Below are 25,126 nucleotides of genomic sequence, written 5' to 3' on the forward strand. Positions count from 1 at the left end.
ACCGTAGGGCATACGGGAACATACGCTTGGGGAGATTTGCCCTCTTGGGCGATTGGTGCAAACCTGTCGTCTAACGGCGAGTCGGTGAACCAAGAATCCCCCACTATAACCCGTAGGGTTTAGTGGTGGGAGTGTCAATTTGTTCATTATAAAAGGCTCTATATTACCAAATAGGTGCGTCTTAGCTTAGACACTTTTTTTCTCTTACTTTATTTTTTCATTCAGATTATCTCATGATTTGTCAGTAGTCTTCGCCATTTTATTCTAAACCAATATATTCCCTTTTTTATGGATGGAAAACCTATTATCCCTGATCTGTCACTTTCCGATCAAGTTGCTTTAATAGATATAGTTTTAGCCATTTTTAAATTATGATAATTTTTATTACTTAAAAAATCTTGAAACATTTTGCTAATAAAGGTCTTGTAATTTCATAATGGCAAATGTTCTCGGAAAGTGAGAAAAGAGGGATATGTCTTTTTGCTCTTATTTTACGTTATCATACATGAGTTTGTTAACATTACTATTAGTAAAATAATTTTTTACTATTTTGTTACAATAAAATCATTAATATTAAGTATTGACCATGAAAAAAATACCTCATCTATTAATTTCTTTACTGCTGATTTGTAGTCTCACTCTTTCAGCTTGTAATAATCAAGCACCCTCCCGTTTTGAAGGCGCACAACAAGAAAGTTTAGAGCAAGGTAATCGCAATACTGCCACTGCTGATAATGCGGTGGAGGGCGCTGGTTTTAATAAATTTTTTCCTAGTAATGAAGGTAATTTTGAGCGTATTTTTACCCAAGAAAAAACTGGTTTTGTGGAAGCCGTTTTAAAAGAATCTGGTGAAGATATAGCAGTTTTTACCGTTTTTGATACCACTAGCAATCCTTCTGCAAAAGAGGATTTTGTTAATAGTGACAAAGAGATTAATGGTTATCCTTTGGCACAAAAAGGCTCTCAGCGCACTTCCCTTCTCGTTGCTGATCGTTTTCAAGTTACCGTGCGTTCAACTTCTGATAATTTTACCATTGCTGACCGAGAAATGTGGCTTAGTAAATTTGATCTTAATGGTTTAGCCACCTTAAAATAATAATCGATTAACTTAGTTCCGTATAATTCTAATTTATTAGATGGTAGAAAAATTAGTCAAATATAAAATGTTTATAGAGGAGAAAAAATGAGTAAAGCAATTTATGAAATAGTCGATAATTTACCCACAAATAACATTACTACTTTAATGTTAAAATCTTTAGATTTTGTAGCGCCTGGGCAGTGGAAAAATCCCACTAATTTTGAACAAATGATTAAAGATATTAGTGGGGAAAAAGATGAAAAATGGATTCAGAAAATTGGTGACCGTACCGTATGGTTATATAATGATAAAAATGAAGGTTATCAAAAAGCTCTTTGGTTATATCAAACCGTAGATACCGCAGATTATGCTTTAGGTGCGGCGGCTTTAGCCAATAAAGTGGGCTCAAAAATTGGTTTTTTAAGTTTTCTTAATCGTCTTACTCCCAACAATGAAAAAGCACAAGCGCTGGATTTAGCTATCAAGTTAGTGGTGGAGGTGGTGGCTTTTTGTCAGCTTAATGGCTTACCCGGCGACAGCATCGGTGATTTTGTCAAAGCATTACAACAATACGAGAAAGAGGCTTTGATACGCATGGTAGCGCTAGTCTGTATCGATGGTATTGTACCCTTTGGGGCTGATTTTATCCTGCAAGTGCAATCCACCCTCAATAATCTTTCTCCTCAAGAATTGGGCAATAATTCCGCTTTTGCTAAAGTTAATGACATGATACCGGGGGGGAATCCTGCCAAAAAATTGGAATTTATCGGGCGCAGTTTTAATAGTGTGACGGGTTGGATGACTGGTTTGGTGGGCGCCCACCACCTCACCCGCACAAAAGTAACGGGTAGTTTACAAAATTTTGTAGAATTTTCTGAAGATCAATTAGACTATCTCGCAGCTTTTTTGGATATGTCAACTAATTATTTTGAACATACTGGCACTCAATCGGTTGCTAGAAGTTTAATTCGTCGCGCTATTGGCGAAGTGTAACAAAAGAAAAGGAGAAGGGGAGTATAATTAATTATCAATTTCCCATTACCAATCCATCGTTTAATAGTGAAAATAACTGAAAATAAAGTAAAAATCAATGAATTTGAGTGGTTTTATCGTGCTATTTCTCCAGAGGAAAAAAGCTCAAAGTATCCTGTATTTTTATTACATGGCTTACCATCTCAAAGTTTTTGTTGGACAGAAATCATGCCCAAACTAGCAGAATATGGTTATGATGCCGTTGCCCCAGATTGGCTAGGTTGGGCTAATTCTGATAAACCCAGCGCCCGTGACTTTGCTTATACTCCTTTCGCTTATGGGAGGACGCTAAGGGATTTTATAGATAGTTTTGAAACTGACAAAATAAATTTAGTAGTTCAAGGTTTCTTAGCTCATATTGGTATTAAATATGCTTTAGAAAACAGCGATAAAATTAACCAATTAATCATACTAAATACACCCATAACTAGCGATGCTAAAATTCCTTGGTTAATCAAACAATGGGGCGTTCCATTTTTGGGTGACATGATTACCCAAGACCCTTTATTTGTAGATCGGACTCTCGAAAAAGGTTGCGGTTTTGTTATTTCTGATGAAAATTTAGCCTATTATCGTAAACCGATTGTTACGTCATCTTTAGCGGGTAGAACAATGGTGACAATTATCAAAAAAATGCAGTTTGCTGATATGATGAAAGAGATTGAAACAGGTTTAAAACAATGGCAAAAACCCTGTTTAATTTTGTGGGGAGAGCAAGACCCTTGGTTAGAAATTGATTCAGTAGAAGAGTTAGTTAAAAGTAATAATAAACATTTAAATTTACTTAAATTACCTGAAGCAAAACATTATCCTCAAGAGCATTTTTCTAAAGAAATTAGTCCACTTTTAATTAATTTTTTAGATTAAATTATCAGCTTTTTTACTTCAATCGACATCAACTTTGTTCGGGCTAGAAGCCCGAAATACGATAAGAAAATGCTATTTTATAACTTAACCTCTCTAAACCACTGCTTGAGAAGGGTAAACTTTTATACTATTAATTAATTTTTTATAAAAAATGACTGATTTTTTTGTTAAATATGTTTGGTTAATTCCTTTGTATTGTTTGGTGGGCGCTTTGTTGGTATTTCCATGGAGTCTAGGTTTTATCAAACGAACAGGACAGCGCCCGGCTGCCTACATTAACATTTTTGTGACATTGCTGTCATTAGTTCATGGTAGTTTTGTTTTAAATTATATTATCAATAATCCACCAATAAATATTACTTTTCCTTGGTTTACTATTGCTGATTTAGAATTATCTTTAGCCATTGAAATTTCCCCTGTAAGTATCAGCGCCCTCACCCTTGTCTCACTAATTAGTCTCATTGCCCAATTTTTCGCCCTCGGTTATATGGAAAAAGATTGGTCACTAGCCCGTTTTTACGGCTTGATGGGCTTTTTTGAGGCAGCCATCGGTGGTATTGCCTTGAGTGATTCCCTACTGCTGACATACGGTTTATTAGAACTTTTAACCCTATCAACTTATTTACTGGTGGGATTTTGGTATGCACAACCCTTGGTAGTGACAGCAGCACGAGATGCTTTTTTGACTAAAAGAGTAGGAGACATTATTTTATTGATGGGATTAGTGGCATTATCCAGCTATGGTGCTGGGTTAACCTTTTCCGAGTTAGGCACTTGGGCAAAAACTCACCCCTTATCCGATTTTACTGCTAGTTTATTGGGTTTAGCGCTAATTGCTGGTCCTACAGGGAAGTGCGCTCAATTTCCCCTCAATCTCTGGCTAGATGAAGGCATGGAAGGACCTAACCCTGCTAGTATCATGCGTAATTCCGTGGTAGTCTCGGCTGGTGCTTACGTACTAATTAAATTAGAGCCTGTATTTACCCTTTCCCCTATTTCCGCAGATGCGTTAATTATTATTGGGGCAATTACCGCCATCGGTGGCTCTTTAATTGCCTTGGCGCAGTTGGATTTAAAGCGCGCTTTATCCCATTCTACCAGTGCTTATTTAGGTTTAGCATTTATTGCCGTGGGTTTGGGTCATGTGGATATTGCTTTTTTGGTGGTGTTAACCCATGGTATCGCTAAAGCCTTATTATTTATGAGCGCTGGATCGGTTATTTCCACTACCAGTGGGCAAAATATCACAGAATTTGGCGGTTTATGGTCAAAAATGCCGGCAACAACTATTGCTTATATGACAGGTAGTGCAGGAATTGTGGGGTTATTACCTTTAGGAATGTTTTTTACTTTCCAACGTTGGTTTAACGGAGATTGGCTAATGCCTACTTGGCTATTGATGTTGATTTTGGGGGTGAATTTAATTAATGCTATTAATTTTACAAGGGTTTTTCGTCTCGTGTTTCTCGGTAATTGTCAACCAAAAACAAGAATGGCGCCGGAAGTACCTTGGACGATGGCTGTTCCTATGGTAAGTTTAACGATTATTACTCTTTTAACTCCCCTTGTGCCTTATGGTTATTCTTTGTGGTTAAATCCTATTCCCCGTTTAGAAAATTACCCGCAACCTCTTTTAAATTTTGCTCTACCGTTACTGTTGGGGTCAGGGGCGCTGGGGGTTGTGATAGGATTTAGTTTAACTCTTCATCGTGCTTGGGATCGACCTCTAAATAAGGTGATTCGTTTTGCACAAGATTTATTTGCTTATGATTTTTACCTAGAGACAATTTATCAATATACGGTGGTGGCTATGGTGACGGGCGCTTCACGTTTAACAACTTGGTTTGACCGTTATATTGTTGATGGTACAGTAAATCTGGTTAGTTTAATGGCAATTTTTAGTGGTAATGCTTTGAAGTATAATACTTCTGGTCAATCTCAATTTTATGTTTTGACCATCATTATCGGTGTTACTTTGTTGATGTGGTCAATTTTGAGCGGACAATGGGGCAATATTGTTAACTATTGGTCTTTTTAAAAGTAGGTTGGGTTGACAGAAGGAAACCCAACAAAATCTATGATTAAAGCAAATATAGCTTTTTTCATAATTAGGGTCTGCTGAATAAATCAAAACCCTTGATTAGACAAGGGTTTAAGCACAATAAAACTCAAAAAAAGTGCCAAAAATAATCTTTTTTTGCCAAAAAATCTGTATTTCTAATATCTTAATCAAAAATTTTTAATGCAAATCAGCAATTTATGAAAAATAATGATTTGGCTTAACCCTTTAATTCATAAGCATTTCACCTGAAACCTGAAACCCGACACCTATCCTTATCAAAATACTTTTTCAGCAAATCCTAATTATCATTTTGAGTAACGACTTTTTGTAAAATTTCAATGGTTTTTAAAGGTAATTCAGTAGCGTTAGCAATGACATCAAAACTAATTCCTTGTCGGAGTAAACTTAAAGCAACCCTTTCCTTTTCCTCCTGCTTTCCTGCCAACTTTCCTTTTAATTCTCCAGAATGATAAATTTCTTGATAAATAGCTGATTCTTGCATAATATCACTCCTTAAAATAGTGTTGATAATATTTTTTTCCATGACTAAGTTCGCTAAAATGGCACTAGCTGCTGTCAGATTACTTTTAGTATTTCTATCCATAATCTCATCAATAGCGCCCGCCACCTGATTTAATACTATTTTAGGATCATTTGTTTGAGTTAGCACCGCAAATGGCAATAATCCTTGATATTTCAAAAAATTATCTGGAGGAATTTCCCAAAGACGAATCAACTCAAATCGATGGGAAGTTTCTTCTAATTGAAAACTATTTTGTTGTACCAACGGCGAATTAGTCGGGCGCAAATAAATCACCACTTGACGCATTTTTTTATTAGGATAACGGCGATAAACCCTCACTCGATAATCTAACATTCTAAAGGGCATCGTTTCATCAGCGCCCGTCTGAAACTCTGTATGCAAGACTAAATCATCAGACTGCAATAATATCAAAGAATCAGCCCTAATGGGTTCAATGGATAATTCTGTCGGTTTTAATTCCGTCAGTTTGATGGGATTACCTAATAACCACGTCACTAAATCATCTCTAAAATTTTCTGCTAGAAATTTACAAATATTATCAAACATAAATACTCAGCATTGATGAACTTCATCATTGTCCATTAAAATAGTATCAATAAATATTTTGCATAAACCTTAATCATGGTGCGCCTGTCCAAATTAACTTATGATCGAGGCACATTATTACTACATCCGCCACCGAAAGGAAAAGCATGGATAGATTTTGCCACATGGGATGACAGGGTGGAAAAATTCCGCATTCCAGCGCCCTCCTACCCAGATTTGATCGAAAAATTAGAAGCAGAAGGGATCAAATTTATTGATGATGCCAAAGAATTTTTTAATATTGAGATCAATAATAATAATTTAACCAAAACACCCTATGAACATCAACAGGAAGCCTTGACTCAGTGGAAGGGCGCTGGGAGAAAAGGAGTCATCGTTTTACCCACCGCATCAGGAAAAACCTATCTTGCTCAAATGGCAATCGCTGTAACCCCTTACACCACTCTAATTGTCGTGCCTACCCTCGACTTGATGCACCAGTGGTATGCTCAAATTGAACAAGCATTTCCTAAGGTGGAAGTAGGCTTATTAGGAGGCGGAAGCCACGACAGCGCCCCTCTCCTCATCGCCACCTATCACAGCGCAGCCATTCACGCCCAACATTTAGGCAACCATTACGCCTTGCAGATATTTGACGAATGCCACCATTTACCAACGGACTTTTTTAAAGTCATTGCCGAAGAATCCATCGCCCCTTATCGCCTCGGTTTAAGCGCCACACCCGAAAGGGGAGACGGTAGTCATCGCCTTTTAGATCAATTAATTGGTAAAGTAGTTTACCGCAAAAGCCCCGAAGATTTAAGCAAAATTGCCCTTGCCGAATATGAAATTATCCCCATCAAAGTTAAATTATCCCCCGCAGAAAAACAACGCTATGAAGAAGCCATCAAAACTCGCAACGAATTTTTAAAAGAAGAAAAAATATATCTTTCTGGCTTAGAAGGATGGCAAAATTTCATCAAAGCCAGTGCCAAATCAGCACGCGGTAGAAGGGCGATGATGGCGCACCGAGAAAGCAAAGAAATAGCCTCCGGCACAGCTGGTAAATTAACCGTATTAAGCGAATTAATCAGCGCCCACCACCCCGACAAAATGTTAATCTTTACCAATGATAACGCCACGGTTTACCGTATTTCCCAACAATTTCTCATCCCAGCTATTACCCATCAAACCCCCGTCAAAGAACGTCATCAAATCTTGACCAAATATCGAGAAGGAGATTATAAAATTATTGTGGCTTCCCATGTGTTAAACGAAGGTGTTGATGTACCTGATGCCAAAATTGCGGTAATCTTATCAGGTACAGGCTCCACAAGGGAATATGTGCAAAGATTGGGGCGTATTCTGCGCAAAGCCAATCAACAAGAAAAATTAGCCAAATTATATGAAGTCGTAGCGGAAAATACCACCGAAGAAAAAACCGCCCAGCGCCGTCAAGACAATATGAAATCTCAACAATCAAAACCCATTCCCATTACTTCTTATACCTCTGGCAGTCAATCTCTCAAGGCTGCCGAATCATCTCCAGATTATGACAAGTAGGCATTGATTAACAAGTATCTTGGTGAGGAGAGGTGTCAGGTTTCGGGTGTCAGGTGTCAGGTGAAATGCTTATAAATCAAAGACTTTAGTCTTTAAACCTTTGCCCTTTGAAAATCTTTGCCCTTCAAAATTACATTACTTTATCATCTTGTCAATGAGTAAAAATACTTATTTGTTCAAATTGAGCATTTTGTGGAGAAAAAATGGTTAGTATAGGAGTAATTATCCCAAAACCGCAATGTAAAAATTGAGGTAAAGGATAATACCTTTGTTATAAAAGAAAAGGAGTTGTCATTATGTCTAATTCTGCCCAATTATCCTTAGAACAACAATTCAACTTGAGGTCATTTGAGACTCAGGTAGCCCAAATGAGTCAAGACCAAGCCAGAGATTTTCTGGTTAAATTGTATGAGGAAATGTTAGTTAGGGAAAATATGTACAAGGATGTACTTAAACATCAATGGGGCTTATAAACTTCCCCACTAAAATAGTACAATATTATCATTGTCAATTGTTCATAACACCTCCTTCTCTTGCTTCATTCCACGGTGAAGGGCGCACGGGTTGTCGGGGCGTTAATTCAAAAACTCATCACTGAGAAATATTATTTAAAGAAGATTGATCAATGGGAGATTGTTGTTTTAATTGAGCAATCATCTCTACTGTAGCACGATGATCTCTTTGCAAAGGAACTTGAGCCGCGTTAACAGGCATTTGTTCTAGTTTAGCAAGAGCAGTATTGAAATTTTCTAGCGCCCGTTCCAAAGTAGGGACATTTTTATCCCTCATACCTTTTTCTCGCAAAATTTGCCCCCTCAAATAATAAATTTCAGGATTATCTGGAGTATTAGCTAAGGCTTTATCAGCAAAAACCAGTGCCGCATCATAATCTTTTAAATCTCGGTAAGCCACAGCAATGCCACGATTAACCAAAAATTCAGGACCAGCATATTGCTGTAATTGACTAATAGCTTGAGATGGACTAGAAAAAGGTAAATTCACCGCTAAAATAAGATTAAAATAGCCCTTAATTAAATTTAACTCAGGATCGCTCCCATCAATATTTTCTGCTCGTTCAAAATACTTAAAAACTGACTGTAATTGACTTAAAGCCGCCAAAGGTCCTTGTTTTTGAAACTTATAAGCACCTTGTAAAAAATTACCTACTGCCAAATATAGATTACTACGGAGAGGATCATCTTTTTCCAGCGCCCTTGCCACCTTAACAGTTTCATCAGCGTAGAATTCCATATTGGCCCAATCCTCCTCAGTATAAGCGAGGGAGGCGCGAAGTGCTGGAACGAGGGGATCATTTTTTTCCGTTAACTTAGCTTGATCTAAATAGGTTTTAGCTTGGGGATAATCACCTTCTAAGAATAAAGCATTAAAAGCCTTTTCGGTGGTGGCGCCAATGTTGCGAGGATTTTCGGTGCGAAAAGGATCACCAGCAAAGCTAGGAGAGATAGAATAAGTTAGAGACAAGACAGATAAACAAATACCGCTCAAAATTAAACGCCCTTTACCGTAGCAACGAGACAAGAAGGAAGCGTTGATTTTTGCATTGTGATCGTAAAACTTACTCATAGTACAGGGATCAATTATCATGAAGGGTAAATAATCAATTTGATTGTAGCGTAAAGTATGCTTTGTTTGAAAAATGTCTCCTATCATCCCGCCGCCACACCTCAACCTATTATCAGTAATATTAGCCTCGAATTAGCTCCCCAAAAGTTAGGTTTAATCGTTGGTACAAGTGGATCAGGTAAAACAACCTTACTAGAAATTTTAGCAGGTTTAGCCGAACATACAGAAGGAGAAATTTTTTGGGGTGAGGAGGGGTTAGGGGCGCTGGAATTGCAACAATTGAGTGGATTAGTATTTCAATTTCCCGAAAGACACTTTTGCGGTAGTAACATCTTAGAGGAATTACGACTAGGACATCCCGAACTTAGTGCCGTTAAAGTAAAAGAAGCCTTAACGGAAGTGGGCTTAAGTCATCTTAATTATGATACTCCCCCCCATGCCCTCAGTGGTGGACAACAGCGCCGATTATCCCTCGCTGTGCAGTTAATTCGTCAACCTAGTATATTGTTACTAGATGAACCCACGGCTGGATTGGATTGGTTAATGAGAGACCAACTGGTAAACTTATTGGCAAAATTAAAGCAACATTGGACATTATTAATTGTTACCCATGATGCTAGTGATTTATTACCTATTGCTGATTGTTGTTGGCGCATTGAAGAGGGCAAAATACAAGCCGTTTCTCCATCAAATTTTAATATTAAGCCTAAGTTACAATTCAAATAGGGCTTAATAGCTAATTGACAATGGATAATTAAATCTTTATCTGTTGCCCATTAATTATTAATTCTTATTCAAGTTGCTTTGATCACTTATACTCGTTTTAAATAATAATGAGACAGTTTTTTATTACTAAGAATTATCGCAAAATTTGTCTCAATCTTATTTGAAATAACTATAGCGAACCTATTTGAGTTGTGATGTGAGATTATTGTAAAGGTACGAGTCAGGAGTCAGGAGTCAGGAGTAGTGCTTATAAATCTAGGTGTTTTGCGTAATCGTTGGGTTTTAGGAGGCACTTACTATAACCCTTTTTATTCTCACAAATGATTTAGGATTGCTACATATAAACCAATCAAAAATAATCTTAGTTCAATTTATTGAACGTAATTTTGTTAGCCGTGTAATTCATTACACGGTGGGTGTAGGGAGAAGATACAATTTTTTGATAACTAATTATCCGAACTTGAGATTATTCCCCTTTGCTCTTTATCCTTTTTTCATTTCCGTTTTTAGCGTTAATAAACAACTTTTAAAAGTGAAAATATTACAAATTATTCCCTCGATTTCTTTAGTTTATGGTGGTCCTTCTCAAATGGTATTAGGATTATCGGAAAGTCTCGCTCAACAAGGACAAGAGGTAACAATAATTACGACTAATACCAATGGAGATCAAGGACAATTACCATTAGATGTACCATTAGAAATTCCTCAACAACAAAACGGTTATCAAATTATTTATTTTCCCTGTTTTCCCTTCAAACGTTATAAATTTTCCTTACCATTATTAAAATGGTTATCTCGCCACGGCAAAAATTATGATATTGCCCATATTCATGCTTTATTTTCTCCCCTTAGTACCTTTTCCGCTAAGGTTTGTCATCAGCAAAAACTACCTTATATTTTAAGACCTTTAGGCACATTAGACCCTAAAGATTTAGCCAAGAAAAAAATACTTAAATATATCTATGGTTATACCCTTGAAAAAAGCAACTTAAAAAACAGCGCCCTCCTCCATTTTACCAGCGCCCGTGAAGCAGAAATATCCGTTACATTCGGAGCAAAAATTAACAAAGCAATTATTCCGTTAGGGGTTAAAATTGAGCCAAACCTAATTGATAATGACTTTATTTATAATAAATTTGCTTTACCAAGGGATAAAATATTAATCTTGTTTATGTCAAGAATTGAACCAAAAAAAGGCTTAAATTTACTGATACCTGCTTTAAAAAAATTAGCGTTATCTAATCAAGAATTTCATTTTATTTTAGCAGGAGGTAATCCTCAAGACCAAGATTATGAGGAAAAGATTAAAGCAGAAATCAAACAATCACCATTAGAAAAATGTACCACTATTACAGGCTTTGTCAGAGGGGAAAATAAACAAGCCTTATTAGAAATAGCGGATTTATTTGTGCTACCATCCCATTACGAAAACTTCGGCATTGCCGTAGTGGAAGCCAGCGCCCGTCGCCTTCCTGTGGTAATCTCGGATCAAGTTTACATTAGCGATACTATCAAAACATATAATGCCGGTTGGGTATGTAAATTGACAGAAGATGACTTATATCAACAATTAACCCTCGCTTTAGCCGACGAAGCAGACAGAAAACAAAGAGGCGAAAACGGTTTTAATCTCGTGCAACAACAATATACATGGGGGAAGGGCGCTGAAACAATTATTAAGATTTATCAACAAATTGTTACAGAATCAAAAGGGCAAGAGAAAGGGCAAAGGGGGAAAAATTGAGAATTTAGAATTTAGAAAACACTTGCTTCTTCACTCCTTCTATTATCCATTACTTTTGGTTTTTCAGCAGACCCTAGTTATGTAAATATTCTTGAAAAAATAACTTAATTAAACTTTATAGAAACTGTTAAAATACTTAACAAAAAAAGAGAATAAAATAAGTTAAGGTAATAGTATAGGTGAAAAATAGGAATTATCAATTATGAATATATCTGAAAAAATAATCAACAAAGAGTTAAATTGGCACAGTATAGTTACCAGCGCCCTCGCCTTTTGGATTAGCGGTAGCCTACTATTAGACTTTGTATTAATTCCCTCTCTATCAATGGGTGGCATGATGAATGATGGCGGTTTTGCCAGTGCGGGATATATTCTTTTTGGCATTTTCAATCGCTTAGAAATAATCTGCGCTTCTCTGGTAGTCACCGTAGCCTTAGCCTACTACTTCCAACATCGATTCAACCAACGCAAACAAATATTTTTCCTTTTATTTGCCAATTTATTATTTTTTATTGCCCTTGCCTATACTTACGTTTTCACCCCCCATTTAAGCGCTTGGGGATTATCTTTTAATGAGTTTACCTCTGCCGTAGAAATGCCTCAAGCCATGATTTCTTGGCATGAAGGTTTTTGGTTTCTCGAAGGCATTAAATATCTTCTCATGGTTAATATTTTGCGCTGGAGTTGGGAGTAATATTTCTCCCCCTCACCCATAGCAGAAAGAAGTAATATTTAATATTAGAAGCAAGGGGCTGAAGCCCCTTGTTTTTGTAATTTAAAAGTAGGACAAAGCTCAAAATATTTTAATAGATATGAAAATGATTGCTGACATTAATATTTCCTTTGAAGAAGCCATTAATTTAACAGAAAAATTTATACAAAATCTTCCCACTTTAGATGAAAAAAACCAAGAAAATATAGTTAAATCTTTGGTAGCATCTGACAATGGAGCAAGAGGTTTTTTTGTGACTTATTTAACCAGCGCCCTTCCCGTAGTTGATAACGTTTCAATGGGTATTATCGAGGGTTTAAAATCATCTGCTGATATTGTCAGTGAATTATTAGTCAAAAATTTAGCAATGTCAACGGCAATGGCAATTACCCATCAACGTAATGATGATTTAGTCATGGCAGAAAGTTCACAAACAGTGACCAAAAGAACTATAGTTTTAATGGAAGAATTAAACTTAGTAGAAGTTGAGCAAAAATTAGCAGAAATGAAAAAAACAATCAACAATAGTGAGGGCATTTACCAACAGTTTTTAACCCGTTGGGGTTATGATAATGAACAAAAACAAGCTATTTTAAATAGTATTTTAATGATTATTTCATGAACCGCCATGAAATTTATTTCCGGGCTTATGCCCCTCTTTTGTTACTTTCCGAAACAATGAATCTTAAAAGAAAAAAGAGCTAAAAATATATCAATGATAGGAGCAATATCATTAGATGGAGTAATAAGATTAAGCAATATTTATTACCAAAATGTGGAATTGTATTAACTATATTGACCTGAGTAAAGCGCCCTCCACCGTTACTTTAAATCTTCGATGGTGGTAAAATTTCAGGCTTAACTCTCAGTAAAAATGAAATCACCATAACGGTAATTATCCCTTCAATAATAGCTTGGAATCCATAAGGAATCAGAGAAGAAAAAATAGCGGTTTGTTCCATTTTTACGTTTAAATCAGGGGAAATATTAGTCACTGTTATTAATACAAAAATCGAAGCAGAAAAGAAAAGAGTTAAAGCACCAATCAGAAAAAATAAAACATTTTTTGTCCAAAGATGTTTAAACAATTTAGTTTGACTAAGAAAGGATAAATAACTCGCAATAAAAACAGGTAAACCCATAATAACGGCATTAACTCCAAGGGTAGATAAACCACCATGTTGGAAAAATACAGCTTGAAAAAATAAACCAGTTAATACTGCCGGAAAAGCAAAATAATCTAAAATAATTCCCATCAAACCATTTAAAATTAAATGAATACTAAAAGGAGGAATCGGAATATGAATCAAAGAAGAAACAAAAAAAACCGCCGTTAATAAAGATGCTTTAGGTATTTCTTGTTGATAGTCGGGATTTCGTTTAATTTGACGCAGAGAAAACCATGTTAAACCTCCTGTCACCGCATAACCGGAAATGGCTATACTAGGAGGTAATAATCCATCAGGAATGTGCATAATTCGTTAAAATTTGTCAACAATAATTCAGAGATTTAGCTAACTTTTGCGAGAAAAAAATAAAGCTGTGCCAACAAAACCCCATACTCCTGAAACTGCCATCAGGATTTTTTGGGAGGCGTTAGGAGATGAAGCCGTTGACATAGTAGAATTTTGAGAATTGTTTGTTACGGCAGACTTATCGCTATTTTCGCTGTTAATATCAATAGTTGCCTCTATTTCTTGAGTATTATTTGTGTTAACGGTAGTTGCTTCTACGGGTATATTAATAATCGTACCATGTCCAGCGCTCCTCACCTTTACCGCCCATGACCCTGTAATAGCTTTATCTATGGGGAAGACAAATTTACCATTTTCATCTGTTACACCATGTAAATAAGGATTCTGGGGGTCATTGGGAGCATACACGACTACTTGAGCATTACTAAATGGTGTCCCTGAGTCGAAGCGCGCCAATATTGATATGGCTTCCACTGATTGAAAACTAGCTTCGACACCGTGTGCCATGGCGCGAGGGGCGCTTTTCACTGTCAAACCGAAGCATAAAATACCTAACCACAAAAATTTTTTTGACATAAGTTCAACCTAAAAAGGCTTTTTTTTATTGTCAAGTAATTTCTTTATTTTTGCAATACCCCTGTAGGGGATTATGTTTCTCAGAAGAGGGAGAAAGGGAGAAAGGGAGAAAGGGAGAAAGGGAGAAAGGGAGAAAGGGGAGATAATAATGAATAATTAATTATTAATTATTCATTACCTTTTGATTGATACGTTTAATCTTGAATCAGCGCTAAAAATTCGTTGAATAAATCCCAATTATCTTCATCGTTAATGGGTTGCCAAATTTCTTCAATAATTGCACGAGTGGGAATCACTTTAAGATTATATTTATTTAAAGTATCATGTACTTGATTTAATTCTTCTTTGCTTAGTGGTTTTAAGGCTTGATGATATAAATATTGCCAATTTTTAAAGTTACTAGAAGATAAATTTTGATTTTCTAAAATTAAATCTGCTTTCTCTTGCCAACCATAATTAAATTCTTCCTTGATATGAGCGAAAAACTGATGATAATTAGTTTGTGATTCTTTTAATAATTTGACTGTTTCCTCGACTAATTTAGAGTTTAATTCATTCTCTTTAAAATTAGTTAAACCTAATCTTCTTAACATTAGTTTTTGATAATTATTTTCATAATAAAAATCAAATTTATCCAGCGCCCTCCCCATTACTTCAGACGACATAACGAGGGATAAAGGCACTTGTAATTTTTCCAAATTTAAGCGACAAATTAACGGTTGATTGCCGTAACAATAACGCCCACTATAATCAAAATAGGCAGAAATAAATTGAGGATCATAAGTATTGATAAAAGCAAATGGTCCATAATCAAAACTTTCCCCTGTAATAGACATATTATCAGTATTTAATACGCCATGGCAAAAACCAGCCATCATCCACTCACTGGCGAGGTGCGCTATGCGTTGCACCAATTCAGCATAAAATTGCTCATAAGGATTATCTTCTCTACTGAGATGAGGATAATAATAATAGATCACATGATCTAACAAATTCTTGATTAAATCCGCCCGTTGCAGATAGTGTAAACGCTCAAAAGTACCGAAACGAATATGAGAATGACTTAATCTTACCATAACTGAGGCGCGAGTGGGAGAAGGTTCATCACCGCGCCATAAGGATTCCCCCGTTTCCATGAGGGAAAAAGTGCGAGACGTGTTGACACCCAAACGATGCAAAGTTTCAGTGGCAATAACTTCCCTAACTCCCCCTTTGAGGGTTAAGCGCCCATCCGCCGTGCGAGAATAGGGGGTTTTACCCGATCCTTTTGTGCCAAAATCGTATAACCTATTATCAGCGCCCCTCACCTGCGCCCATAAAAATCCTCTACCATCTCCTAAAAAGGGGTTATACTGTCCGAATTGATAGCCGTGATAACGCAACGCTAGACATTTTCGATTTCCTGCAAATTTACCGAAGGCTTCAACCCAATCATTTTCTGTAATATTTTCTCCATTTAAACCGAGTAATGGTAAAAGGGAATGGTTAGCAAATCTGAGTATATGTTGGGGGAAGGGCGCTGGGGTAACTATATCATAATAATCCTCCCCTAAATTTTCCATTGCTGGTTCAAATTCGAGGTAAAAAAAAGGGTTAGTCATAGTGTAGGTAAAATTTGAAAATTTTTGTTATCTTGAGATTATCACTGATCATCTTAGTTCAATTTATTAAACATCTCCAACAATTAGAATTTTTGTACAGTGAAATAGGCATCTTGCCTGTATTTCTGGAGAAGTCTATTGAACATTATCTAATAGCTGCGCAATTTATTACACAGGGTAAAATGTACTAAGATTAGAACATTTTTATGATAGTTTTATGATACATAAATTAATAATCTTTCCTTGAAAAATGGTAAAACTAGAAATAAAATCCGAGACCAAAGATATTGAATTAGTAACTAATTTAGTAAAAACAGCCATTAATTCAGAAATTAATAACTTACAGTATTCTATTAAAAAAACAAGTAGAATTTTAAAAAATTTCGAGACTAAATATCAAATTTCTTCAGAGATTTTTTTGAATCAATATACGGCAGAAGACCTTGACGGCGGTGACGAGGAATATATAGAATGGTTGGGAGAAATAAAAATTAAAGAAAAACTAACTAAATCCTTAGAAAAACTTCAGGAAATTGAATATGTTAGTTAAAGATTATCAAGCTAAATTATTAGGTATCATTCAAAATTATCTTGATAGTAGAATAGTTATAACTTATAATTTTTCCGTTGACAGTCGTTCTAGTTATATTGCTCTTATACAAGGAAAATTAGAATTTAAAGATGGCTCACATTTATTTTTTAAAGAGTTTATCGATTTACAAGAATATATCGAAAAATTATCATATTCTTTTCACTATCAAGACCAAGAAAATAATATCATATTTCGTTATGATAATGCAAAACATAAACCCGATTTAGGTTATAGCCATCACAAACATATTAATAATCAAATAATACCTTCAATAATTCCAGAATCTCAAGCAATAATTACAGAAATTATTGACAATTATCTTAACTAAAACTTTTGCCTATTCTACGGTAGTTATGAAAAATTAATAAGAAATCATTGCTCAAACGTTTAGTTAATAAGCATTGTAATATTTTAATCATAGAAATCTTATCATTTATTAGAACAATAATTTTCTTTGCCAATTTATTGCATAGGATGTGCCATATTTTAGTATAATAGAAGTTTTGAGAACAAAATAAAGTAAACTGTAAATTAAATGATCCACGATATTTTTATGCCCGCCCTTAGTTCGACTATGACAGAGGGAAAAATCGTTTCATGGGAAAAAGCGCCCGGTGATAAAATCGAAAAAGGAGAAACCGTTGTTGTCGTTGAATCAGACAAAGCGGATATGGATGTAGAGTCATTTTATGGCGGTTATTTAGCAACTATTTTAGTTCAAGCAGGAGAAACAGCGCCCGTCGGCGCAGCCATTGCATTTATTGCAGAGACAGAAGCAGAAATAGAAGAAGCCAGACAAAAAGCCAGTCAAGGGTTTAGTAGTCAACCTCAAGAAACTACGACTAAAGTAGAAGAAAAAGTCGAAACCGTCAGCGCCCCTCAACCTAGTATAAAGGTATCAAGTGACCGTATTATCGCTTCTCCCCGTGCCAAAAAACTGGCTAAAGAATTAAAAATTGATCTCGCTACTGTCACAGGTAGTGGTGTTAATGGTAGAATTACCGCCGAAGATGTGGAAAAATTGACAGCAAAAGCGCCCGTCGCCCCAGTTGTCACGCCTCAACCTACACCCGTAGTAACAACGCCCGTCATTGCTAACAACAATTTAGCGGGGGAAACTGTACCGCTCAATACTTTACAACAAGCGGTAGTTAGAAATATGATGGTTAGTTTGCAAGTGCCGACCTTCCATGTTGCCTATGATATTAGTACCGATGCACTAGATAGTTTGTATCGCAAAATTAAGCCGAAAGGTGTCACCATGACGGCATTATTAGCTAAAGCAGTGGCAGTGACATTACAAAAACATCCCGTTGTCAACTCAGCTTATACAGAAAACGCCATCAAATATAATGAAAATATTAATATTGCTGTAGCGGTGGCAATGCCAGATGGTGGTTTAATCACTCCCGTATTGAAAAATGCCGATCAAATTGATATTTACTCCCTCGCCCGTAATTGGCAGGATTTGGTGGCGCGCGCTAGGGCAAAACAATTACAACCGGATGAATACAGCACCGGCACATTTACTTTATCTAACTTAGGAATGTTTGGAGTAAGTAGTTTTGATGCCATTTTACCTCCTAATACAGGAGGTATTTTAGCTATCGGTGGAGTGCGCCCGACAGTTGTCGCCGATGGTAATGGTTTCTTTGGGGTTAAAAACCAAATGACGGTTACTATCACTTGCGATCACCGTAACATTTATGGAGCAGATGCCGCCGCTTTCCTCAAAGATTTAGCTGAATTGATTGAAAATGACACTCATTCTTTGACATTATAAAAAGGGCAATATGCTCAAGTATATTGTTAGTAAGGGTTTCAGGTATTACAACCATAAGACTAGCGCTCCTCACCGCCGTGCAATAAATTTCACGGCTACAGTGATGCCGTTTAATAAATTAAACTCTTTCATTCTCGACTTAAACCCAGCGCCCTTCTCCTTACCATATAATTATAAACTTATCTAAGTTCAATTCATTGAACGTTATCTATTAGCCGTGTAATTCATTACACGGTGGGTAAATTACGAAGATACAATTAACGATTTTCTTCCCTTTCTTTCCCCTTCTCCCCTGCTTCCTCTTCCTCCCCTTCCTCCTCACAAAAAAACCATGATTAACGACTACACCCCCATTCCCAGTGCGCCCGAAAACTTCAAATCGGGATTTATTGCCATCATCGGGCGCCCGAATGTGGGTAAATCAACCCTGATGAATTACTTAATCGGGCAAAAAGTCGCCATCACCTCCCCCGTAGCGCAAACCACCCGTAACCGTTTAAGGGGTATTCTAACCACCGATGAAGCACAAATTATTTTTGTGGATACTCCCGGCATTCATAAACCCCATCACGAGTTAGGGCGTGTTATTGTGCAAAATGCTATTTCTGCTATTAATAACGCTGATATAATTTTATTTGTGGTGGATTCTTCCCAACCAGCAGGAGGAGGCGATCGCTATATCGTTGATTTATTACAAAAAACTTCCACTCCCATTGTGTTAGGTTTAAATAAAACCGATTTACAAGGGGATAAAAGTTCTAGTCTTGATGCTAGTTATGATGATATTTGTGGTGATAGTTGGCACGGAGTAAAATTTTCGGCGGTGACGGGCGCTGGTTTACCACAATTACAAGAAATTTTAACCAGTAAACTAGATCATGGTCCCTATTATTATCCTCCTGATCTGGTGACGGATCAACCAGAAAGATTTATCGTAGGAGAATTAATTAGAGAACAAATTTTATTATTAACAAGGGAAGAAGTACCTCATTCTGTGGCTGTTACCATCGAAAAAATGGAAGAAACTCCCCAAATTACCCGTATTTATGCTGCCATTAGTGTAGAAAGAAAATCTCAGAAGGGTATCATCATCGGTGATAAGGGTAGTATGATCAAAGAAATTGGTAGTGCTTCTCGCCAACAAATGCAAAAGTTGTTAAGTGGCAAAGTTTATTTAGAATTGTTTGTTAAAGTTGAACCGAAATGGCGCCAATCAAGGTTGAGATTAGCTGAATTTGGTTATCAAGTTAATAAAGAATAATGGCGAGGTTTTCTCGCCACGTTGTAATCTCCTGTCTTATCCTCTTTCTGATACGTTTATGCAGAATAAAACGGAATATACCGTAATAAACTGCAATAGCATTTGAGTAAAATACTCAAAAGGAGGTATCCCTCAAAGCCTTAAAAAATATTTTTAAGACACTTATGTTATCTGATTTAACAGACTGCTTCACCCACGGAAGCGTTAATAGTATTACTATCCTATTTTTGTAAGGTACTTCCCCAAAAGGGGCAACCAAAATCTCCCTTTATCGTACATCAAATATTACTTTTCTGAAACCGAAATCGAATACTTTCACAAACTTTTTATTTATTTGTCCTTTTATGTCATTTTATATCCGTTTATATAGAAAATCTAAGATTTAGTAAATCTCTCTTACCGTTCACCTCACAACGCCACTTTTTTAGTCAACCCTAACAAACATTGATCAAACGTAAAATTTAAGTCCGATTAGCTGTTACAGTGCGACGAGATTAATGACGAAAAAGATCATAAAAATTAGATTTGCGATCCGCTTTTAATTCAGGAGTTCGATTCCACAGACTACCATAAAAAAAGAAAGCAATACCCAATCTCTCCTGTCGTGCCGTCAAGGCTTTTTTCTTGACAAAGTTAATGGGGGTAACACGGTTGCCTAATCCCGTTAAAATGCCGATACCGACAGGAATTTTTTCCCTAGCTTCACGGATTTCTGGGCGACTAACTTCTTGGCGAAATACCCAAAAATCGTCACGATAAACTTGCACTATCAACTCATCTACTAAGTCCTTTCTTACCCAGTCTAACCAATCTTGTAGAAATGAATTATAAGCTGTAGTGTAAGGATTAGGAGAAATGGAGAAAATTGTATTGGGTTTTCGTGCTTTAATAGTCTGCCTAAGTCGTTGCACAAATGCCGTTAGTTTATCAGAGCGCCAGCGCATCCACTCAGCGTCTCTAGGGTTGCTAGGCACTTCTAAATTAGTTTCTTGTCGATAGAGATTTGTCGTATAAGAATCATAACCGAGGGTAACAGGTAAAGCTAAATGATCGTCAAACTGAATACCATCAATGTCATAGCGATTAACTACTTCCATGACTAAAGCAGTGATAAATCTTTGTACTTCAGGATGGAAGGGATTGAGCCAAACTACTTCCCCAGCAGCGCTATTGGTGGTTTGAGTGCCATCTCTGGCTTGAGTTAGCCATTGGGGATAATTTAGGGCTAATTCTGAGGTGGGGGGCGCCATAAAGCCAAATTCAAACCAAGGTAAAACTAATAGTTTTTGGCGATGTGCTTCATCAATTAATTCACCTAAAGGTTCTTGTCCTTGAAATCCCCTATGGATAAAAGGTTGTATTCCTGCTCGTTGTGCTACTGCACTAGGATAAAGGGCATAACCTGAATTCCAAACTACAGGATAAATGGTATTAAAATTCAGGGAAGCTAGATTGCTGATAGCTTCCTGCATTTTGGGACGATCATATAATGTCTCGGTATCGCTGGTTGTTAACCATACTGCTCTAATTTCTCCTGTATTCTGGGACAAGGCAGGGCTAATCCAGCCACTAGCGAGAATAATACTAAGATAAGATGCAAAAAATAAACATAAAGATTTTGATAAACGAAAAGATGACCAATTACTAATTAAAAAACTTTTGCTCATTGATAGATTTTTGTCTATGAGTGATGGAGATACAATCCGATATATTCTATCAACATATTGGCAGGTTTGGTGGTTAAGCTGATTTAGAATAAGAAATATTTAAGTTGAGAGCTTGAGAAAATTTTAATACATTAGGTAAATGCTTCTTAGCTTAAACTTTTTGCTCTTTACTTTATTCAAAGGTTTAACTATAGTCGATTGGTTCTTATGTATTCCAAAATACCCGCAGCAATACCTTGTGCCATCTGCTGTTGATAATTGGGATTGGGTAATCGACTGGCATCGTCTGTACCGGTTAAAAATCCTGTTTCTACTAATACCGAAGGCATATTGGCGGTACGCAAAACGTAAAACCGAGCTTGGCGCACTCGCCTGTCATTGATATTAATACGCTGTAAAATATTGCGGTGTATAACTGTAGCTAAATTACGCCCTGATTGAAAATAATATGTTTCTAAACCACTAACTTGCGGTTTATTAGCTCCGGCTGAGTTGGCATGGATACTGACGAATAAATCAGCATTTAAACTGTTGGCTAACGCCGTGCGCCCTTGTAAGCTAATAAATACATCAGTATTGCGAGTCATTTTAACTTGAATACCTTGCTGTTCAAGAATTTGGGCTACTTTTTCAGAGATGGGAAGAATTACATCTTTCTCCCGTAGTCCGCCGATGCCAATAGCGCCCGAATCCGTGCCACCGTGACCGGGGTCGATAACTACCAAAGTGCGAGAGCGGGGGGGATTATTGTTAGTGGTAGGAGGAGGGGATGGTCTTCTCGGTGGTGGCACGTTGATGGGTAAGGGGGAAGAGTTAGGGGGTAAATTAGGAATAGCACCGCTATTATTAAAAGGATCATTACTGGAACCGGTAATATTACTAAGTGCTAAACTTAAAACACTGGGGCTGTTTTGACTCAAGCCTTCTATAGTAATGCCTCTAGCTGGTTCAACTAACAACACCACAGTTTGATCGTCTGGTTGCCAAATGCGCAGTCGAGAAATGGGACTATTGGAGAATAGTTGCGGATTACGAAAATTGTTGGCTAAATCGGTATTATTGAAACGAATTTGATAAGAGTTTCCAGCGCCCCTACTCCCTTCACCTCTAAGGGCTTGATTACCTCGTATCACTAATTGATTATTAATAATTTCCATGCTCTCAATGATTGCTTTTTGAGAGGACGAAGATGTGGGATTATTATTAGCGTTAGATGGAGTCGGCGTAATGTTACTGTTACTAGAAGAGGGAGAGAGAGATTGCACCCGACTCATACCTCCTACGGGCCAAATCACTAAACCACCCATACGACTGAAACTACCTAGCCAATCAGGGCTTTGGCTATCCACATCCATGGTGACTAATGCCCTAGCTGGAGAACCACCTTTCTGACTAACTTTAATGGTTTTCACACCGTATTGATTCAAATCCCACGACTGAATCAAATTATTGGGAATAGTAACGCCTTCTAGTTCAAATTCAATTTGACGACGGTCACTGCTACGATTGACATTTATTTTGTTGTTAACATTGCCGGGGATACCAATAATAATACCACCGGGAGAAATTTGTAAGGGAGAATTAGGGTTGAAATTGTTACTTGCCTGATTGAGAGTTTGACGAGGAGGGGCGCTTTGGGTCGATGAGTCGTTACTATTGGGAATAGTATCACCACTACCAGTGAGGCGGGGTTGAGGTATATTTACAGACCATTGAGTGGGTGAAATGCCTTGTATTTTAATTTGTTGAGGGTCTAATGTATATCCCTGAGCAACTTCTATGACTAATCTAGTGGTATTACTATCGAATTGACCAATTCTGACGCTAGTGATTAAACCCCCATAACTTTGATTAATGGTAGGTTGTCCTAGAATTGTGCCGGGCAGATCAATTACTAACCGAGTTGGATTGGCAATGAGTTGGGCGCTGGGTTGAACTCTTTCATCGGTGGAAAAGACGAGACGATTTTGATTAGACTCGAAACGCCATGATAATAGTCTTCCGGCATAAGCTGGGGTTGCCATCAACAGAAAGGTCAAACAACTGAGAATTAAGCTATAAAATTTCACGATCTCGTCACTCCTCTAATTATCTTGATTAAGTTTAAGTTCACTTAACCATTTATGGCAATAAAAATTAATTTTTTTTGGACAGCTTTTTAACTATAACAATAGTAAATCAGTTGTGGCAATTATCTTGGCACAAAAAGAGCTGACGTATTTGGGGGTTAATAACAAAGTGGAGTCGTGAGGGCAAATTGATAATTAATTATGAATTATTATTTTTCCTGCTTCTTTTTAGCCCTTTATCCCTAACTTGTTGATTACCTTTACCTGACCAATTAAATGCACACTAGCTTATCATTACGAGTGCGTAAGTCCTAACAAAAAAATGCTCCTGCTGTTGTGTAAGGCATAGGAGTATTATGGTAGGGTGACATTATCTATCATCTATTTATTCTCTTATTCAAAATAGCAGTGCAAATCATGCGCCCTTCACCCCATTATCGCAATAATTTTATTTCATCTTGTAATCAATGGTTAGAAAATCATTTTGCCACCCCTGCGTATAGTGGTTGGGTAGTGTTTGGCATTGCATTAAGTTTTTTTGGTGCGGCCACAAATACTATGGCAGGATGGCTTTATGTTTTAAGTGGCACTTTGTTTGCCCTGATGGGTTTAAATATTTTTGTCGCGCTGAAAACTGTCAAAAAATTAGAGATAAAAAGAGCGCCCATCGCCCCGGTTAGTGCTGGAGATGAATTAACCATCCAATTAAAAATTCACAACCCCACCAAATCACCTAAGAGTTTAATTACTATTATCGATCAATTGCCGTTTGTATTATCAGCGCCCGTCACCAGTAATATAGAAATTATCCAACCGTTCCAAACCATTGACGTTACCTATTACACCCACGCTCAAAAACGAGGTGTTTATTACTGGCATGAATTGCAAATAAAAACGGCTGCGCCCGTGGGCTTATTTTATTGTAGTCGTCAGCGTGAAGTGGAAGCTAAAGCCATTGTTTATCCGCAGGTTTTACCTCTGAAAAATTGTCCTCTTATTGACACCATTGGCAGGGAAGATAGTAAACAAAGGGAAAGCGAAAGAATTTATCAAAATGCTTCAGAAGGTGTTACCAAAGCCATACGTCAATATCGTTTTGGTGATCCTACTCGCTTAATTCATTGGCGTAGTAGCGCACGTTTTGGGGATTTTCAGGTGCGAGAATTGGAAACTATCACTGGGGGGGAAGAGGTTATTATTTGTCTTGATAATATAGGGGAATGGGATAATAATTTATTTGAAGAGGCGGTAATTGCTGCAGCCTCTCTCTATTTCTATGCCAGTCGTCAACAATTAAATGTGAAATTGTGGACTGCAGATTTGGGTATGGTAAAAGGTAATTATGTGGTATTGGAAACACTAGCTGGGACTAATCCTACTGAGGTGGAGGGCGCTGGATTACCCAACTTACCCTTGATTTGGTTAAGTAGTAATCCTGATACCCTTACCAATCTTCCTAATGCTAGTCGTTGGTTATTATTTTCCCCTGACAGTAACCCAAAAAGTTCTCATCAAGGTATTATTTACACTCCCACGGAAGCCCTAGAAAATCAATTACAAAAACCATTACGATGACAAATTATGTCAAATCTCTTACCTTCCTATATTGCAACTCCTTGTCATATGAGACAAAATGCTATCTTTGACGCACATCAAGCATTTACA

General features: G+C 37.0%; 22 protein-coding genes. 15 read left to right on the forward strand and 7 right to left on the reverse strand.

The window, feature by feature from the left end; translation table 11 throughout:
- Window positions 1-586 precede the first annotated feature (586 nt).
- The 4 genes from IGQ45_07245 to IGQ45_07260 all read left to right on the forward strand — a co-directional run bounded on the left by IGQ45_07245 (window position 587) and on the right by IGQ45_07260 (window position 5,015).
- Window positions 587-1,096 (forward strand): hypothetical protein, encoded by a 510-nt coding sequence (locus tag IGQ45_07245; protein MBF2057007.1) that lies wholly within the window; start codon window positions 587-589, stop codon window positions 1,094-1,096.
- A gap of 87 nt (window positions 1,097-1,183) precedes the next feature.
- On the forward strand, window positions 1,184-2,071 hold the full coding sequence (locus tag IGQ45_07250; protein MBF2057008.1) for a hypothetical protein: 888 nt from the start codon (window positions 1,184-1,186) through the stop codon (window positions 2,069-2,071).
- Between the two features lie 66 nt (window positions 2,072-2,137).
- Entirely contained in the window at window positions 2,138-2,977 is an 840-nt protein-coding gene (locus tag IGQ45_07255) for an alpha/beta fold hydrolase (protein ID MBF2057009.1), read from the forward strand.
- 151 nt (window positions 2,978-3,128) lie between these two features.
- Window positions 3,129-5,015 (forward strand): NAD(P)H-quinone oxidoreductase subunit F, encoded by a 1,887-nt coding sequence (locus IGQ45_07260; protein ID MBF2057010.1) that lies wholly within the window; start codon window positions 3,129-3,131, stop codon window positions 5,013-5,015.
- A gap of 322 nt (window positions 5,016-5,337) precedes the next feature.
- Here IGQ45_07260 and IGQ45_07265 read toward each other — a convergent pair whose 3' ends face one another.
- A complete protein-coding gene (locus IGQ45_07265; GenBank protein ID MBF2057011.1) occupies window positions 5,338-6,129 on the reverse strand; it encodes an Rpn family recombination-promoting nuclease/putative transposase in 792 nt (263 codons plus the stop codon).
- 78 nt (window positions 6,130-6,207) lie between these two features.
- Here IGQ45_07265 and IGQ45_07270 point away from each other — a divergent pair, with 78 nt between their 5' ends.
- Both IGQ45_07270 and IGQ45_07275 read left to right on the forward strand, forming a co-directional pair.
- Entirely contained in the window at window positions 6,208-7,671 is a 1,464-nt protein-coding gene (locus IGQ45_07270) for a DEAD/DEAH box helicase family protein (protein ID MBF2057012.1), read from the forward strand.
- Between the two features lie 296 nt (window positions 7,672-7,967).
- On the forward strand, window positions 7,968-8,144 hold the full coding sequence (locus tag IGQ45_07275) for an NblA/ycf18 family protein (protein MBF2057013.1): 177 nt from the start codon (window positions 7,968-7,970) through the stop codon (window positions 8,142-8,144).
- Window positions 8,145-8,262: 118 nt separating this feature from the next.
- On the opposite strand, the gene IGQ45_07280 is transcribed toward IGQ45_07275, so the two are convergent.
- Window positions 8,263-9,210 carry a hypothetical protein gene (locus IGQ45_07280; protein MBF2057014.1) on the reverse strand — a complete coding sequence of 316 codons (948 nt, stop codon included), beginning with the start codon at window positions 9,208-9,210 and terminating at the stop codon, window positions 8,263-8,265.
- A gap of 102 nt (window positions 9,211-9,312) precedes the next feature.
- On the opposite strand from IGQ45_07280, the gene IGQ45_07285 reads away from it, so the two are divergent.
- The 4 genes from IGQ45_07285 to IGQ45_07300 all read left to right on the forward strand — a co-directional run bounded on the left by IGQ45_07285 (window position 9,313) and on the right by IGQ45_07300 (window position 13,059).
- Window positions 9,313-9,981 (forward strand): energy-coupling factor ABC transporter ATP-binding protein, encoded by a 669-nt coding sequence (locus IGQ45_07285; GenBank protein MBF2057015.1) that lies wholly within the window; start codon window positions 9,313-9,315, stop codon window positions 9,979-9,981.
- Between the two features lie 532 nt (window positions 9,982-10,513).
- Window positions 10,514-11,725: a glycosyltransferase gene (locus IGQ45_07290; GenBank protein MBF2057016.1), complete on the forward strand. Its 1,212-nt coding sequence runs from the start codon at window positions 10,514-10,516 to the stop codon at window positions 11,723-11,725.
- Between the two features lie 202 nt (window positions 11,726-11,927).
- A complete protein-coding gene (locus IGQ45_07295; GenBank protein ID MBF2057017.1) occupies window positions 11,928-12,419 on the forward strand; it encodes a hypothetical protein in 492 nt (163 codons plus the stop codon).
- A gap of 118 nt (window positions 12,420-12,537) precedes the next feature.
- Entirely contained in the window at window positions 12,538-13,059 is a 522-nt protein-coding gene (locus IGQ45_07300) for a hypothetical protein (protein ID MBF2057018.1), read from the forward strand.
- Between the two features lie 205 nt (window positions 13,060-13,264).
- Here the strand turns inward: IGQ45_07300 and cbiM are convergent, their stop codons facing one another.
- The 3 genes from cbiM to IGQ45_07315 form a co-directional block, all read right to left on the reverse strand.
- Window positions 13,265-13,912: a cobalt transporter CbiM gene (cbiM, locus tag IGQ45_07305; GenBank protein ID MBF2057019.1), complete on the reverse strand. Its 648-nt coding sequence runs from the start codon at window positions 13,910-13,912 to the stop codon at window positions 13,265-13,267.
- 39 nt (window positions 13,913-13,951) lie between these two features.
- Window positions 13,952-14,488 (reverse strand): carboxypeptidase regulatory-like domain-containing protein, encoded by a 537-nt coding sequence (locus tag IGQ45_07310; protein ID MBF2057020.1) that lies wholly within the window; start codon window positions 14,486-14,488, stop codon window positions 13,952-13,954.
- A 194-nt stretch (window positions 14,489-14,682) separates the two neighbouring features.
- Window positions 14,683-16,089, reverse strand: coding sequence for a YdiU family protein (locus tag IGQ45_07315; GenBank protein ID MBF2057021.1), 1,407 nt, complete (start codon window positions 16,087-16,089; stop codon window positions 14,683-14,685).
- Window positions 16,090-16,339: 250 nt separating this feature from the next.
- Here IGQ45_07315 and IGQ45_07320 point away from each other — a divergent pair, with 250 nt between their 5' ends.
- The 4 genes from IGQ45_07320 (at window position 16,340) to era (ending at window position 19,725) form a co-directional block, all read left to right on the forward strand.
- On the forward strand, window positions 16,340-16,639 hold the full coding sequence (locus tag IGQ45_07320; protein MBF2057022.1) for a hypothetical protein: 300 nt from the start codon (window positions 16,340-16,342) through the stop codon (window positions 16,637-16,639).
- Window positions 16,629-17,009 carry a hypothetical protein gene (locus tag IGQ45_07325; protein ID MBF2057023.1) on the forward strand — a complete coding sequence of 127 codons (381 nt, stop codon included), beginning with the start codon at window positions 16,629-16,631 and terminating at the stop codon, window positions 17,007-17,009. The genes IGQ45_07320 and IGQ45_07325 overlap by 11 nt, the downstream gene beginning before the upstream one ends.
- A 207-nt stretch (window positions 17,010-17,216) precedes the next feature.
- Complete coding sequence (locus tag IGQ45_07330) at window positions 17,217-18,464, forward strand: 2-oxo acid dehydrogenase subunit E2 (GenBank protein ID MBF2057024.1); 1,248 nt, start codon at window positions 17,217-17,219, stop codon at window positions 18,462-18,464.
- A gap of 331 nt (window positions 18,465-18,795) precedes the next feature.
- Window positions 18,796-19,725, forward strand: coding sequence for a GTPase Era (era, locus tag IGQ45_07335; protein MBF2057025.1), 930 nt, complete (start codon window positions 18,796-18,798; stop codon window positions 19,723-19,725).
- A 494-nt stretch (window positions 19,726-20,219) separates the two neighbouring features.
- On the opposite strand, the gene IGQ45_07340 is transcribed toward era, so the two are convergent.
- The gene (locus IGQ45_07340; GenBank protein MBF2057026.1) at window positions 20,220-21,392 is read right to left on the reverse strand and encodes a glycoside hydrolase family 10 protein; all 1,173 of its coding nucleotides are present in this window, start codon (window positions 21,390-21,392) and stop codon (window positions 20,220-20,222) included.
- Between the two features lie 188 nt (window positions 21,393-21,580).
- Entirely contained in the window at window positions 21,581-23,461 is a 1,881-nt protein-coding gene (locus IGQ45_07345) for an N-acetylmuramoyl-L-alanine amidase (GenBank protein MBF2057027.1), read from the reverse strand.
- A 417-nt stretch (window positions 23,462-23,878) separates the two neighbouring features.
- Here IGQ45_07345 and IGQ45_07350 point away from each other — a divergent pair, with 417 nt between their 5' ends.
- Window positions 23,879-25,036 carry a DUF58 domain-containing protein gene (locus IGQ45_07350; GenBank protein MBF2057028.1) on the forward strand — a complete coding sequence of 386 codons (1,158 nt, stop codon included), beginning with the start codon at window positions 23,879-23,881 and terminating at the stop codon, window positions 25,034-25,036.
- The last annotated feature ends 90 nt before the right edge of the window (window positions 25,037-25,126 follow it).

This window comes from Cyanobacterium sp. T60_A2020_053 (assembly GCA_015272165.1).
Lineage (GTDB): Bacteria > Cyanobacteriota > Cyanobacteriia > Cyanobacteriales > Cyanobacteriaceae > Cyanobacterium.

Excerpts from the sequence above, each read along its gene's own strand:
- IGQ45_07245 (MBF2057007.1), top strand. The coding sequence starts at position 587 with ATGAAAAAAATACCTCATCTATTAATTTCTTTACTGCTGATTTGTAGT.
- IGQ45_07250 (MBF2057008.1), top strand. The coding sequence starts at position 1,184 with ATGAGTAAAGCAATTTATGAAATAGTCGATAATTTACCCACAAATAAC.
- IGQ45_07260 (MBF2057010.1), top strand. The coding sequence starts at position 3,129 with ATGACTGATTTTTTTGTTAAATATGTTTGGTTAATTCCTTTGTATTGT.
- IGQ45_07265 (MBF2057011.1), bottom strand. The coding sequence starts at position 6,129 with ATGTTTGATAATATTTGTAAATTTCTAGCAGAAAATTTTAGAGATGAT.
- IGQ45_07275 (MBF2057013.1), top strand. The coding sequence starts at position 7,968 with ATGTCTAATTCTGCCCAATTATCCTTAGAACAACAATTCAACTTGAGG.
- IGQ45_07285 (MBF2057015.1), top strand. The coding sequence starts at position 9,313 with ATGCTTTGTTTGAAAAATGTCTCCTATCATCCCGCCGCCACACCTCAA.
- IGQ45_07295 (MBF2057017.1), top strand. The coding sequence starts at position 11,928 with ATGAATATATCTGAAAAAATAATCAACAAAGAGTTAAATTGGCACAGT.
- IGQ45_07300 (MBF2057018.1), top strand. The coding sequence starts at position 12,538 with ATGAAAATGATTGCTGACATTAATATTTCCTTTGAAGAAGCCATTAAT.
- cbiM (MBF2057019.1), bottom strand. The coding sequence starts at position 13,912 with ATGCACATTCCTGATGGATTATTACCTCCTAGTATAGCCATTTCCGGT.
- IGQ45_07310 (MBF2057020.1), bottom strand. The coding sequence starts at position 14,488 with ATGTCAAAAAAATTTTTGTGGTTAGGTATTTTATGCTTCGGTTTGACA.
- IGQ45_07315 (MBF2057021.1), bottom strand. The coding sequence starts at position 16,089 with ATGACTAACCCTTTTTTTTACCTCGAATTTGAACCAGCAATGGAAAAT.
- IGQ45_07320 (MBF2057022.1), top strand. The coding sequence starts at position 16,340 with ATGGTAAAACTAGAAATAAAATCCGAGACCAAAGATATTGAATTAGTA.
- IGQ45_07325 (MBF2057023.1), top strand. The coding sequence starts at position 16,629 with ATGTTAGTTAAAGATTATCAAGCTAAATTATTAGGTATCATTCAAAAT.
- IGQ45_07330 (MBF2057024.1), top strand. The coding sequence starts at position 17,217 with ATGATCCACGATATTTTTATGCCCGCCCTTAGTTCGACTATGACAGAG.
- era (MBF2057025.1), top strand. The coding sequence starts at position 18,796 with ATGATTAACGACTACACCCCCATTCCCAGTGCGCCCGAAAACTTCAAA.
- IGQ45_07340 (MBF2057026.1), bottom strand. The coding sequence starts at position 21,392 with ATGAGCAAAAGTTTTTTAATTAGTAATTGGTCATCTTTTCGTTTATCA.
- IGQ45_07350 (MBF2057028.1), top strand. The coding sequence starts at position 23,879 with ATGCGCCCTTCACCCCATTATCGCAATAATTTTATTTCATCTTGTAAT.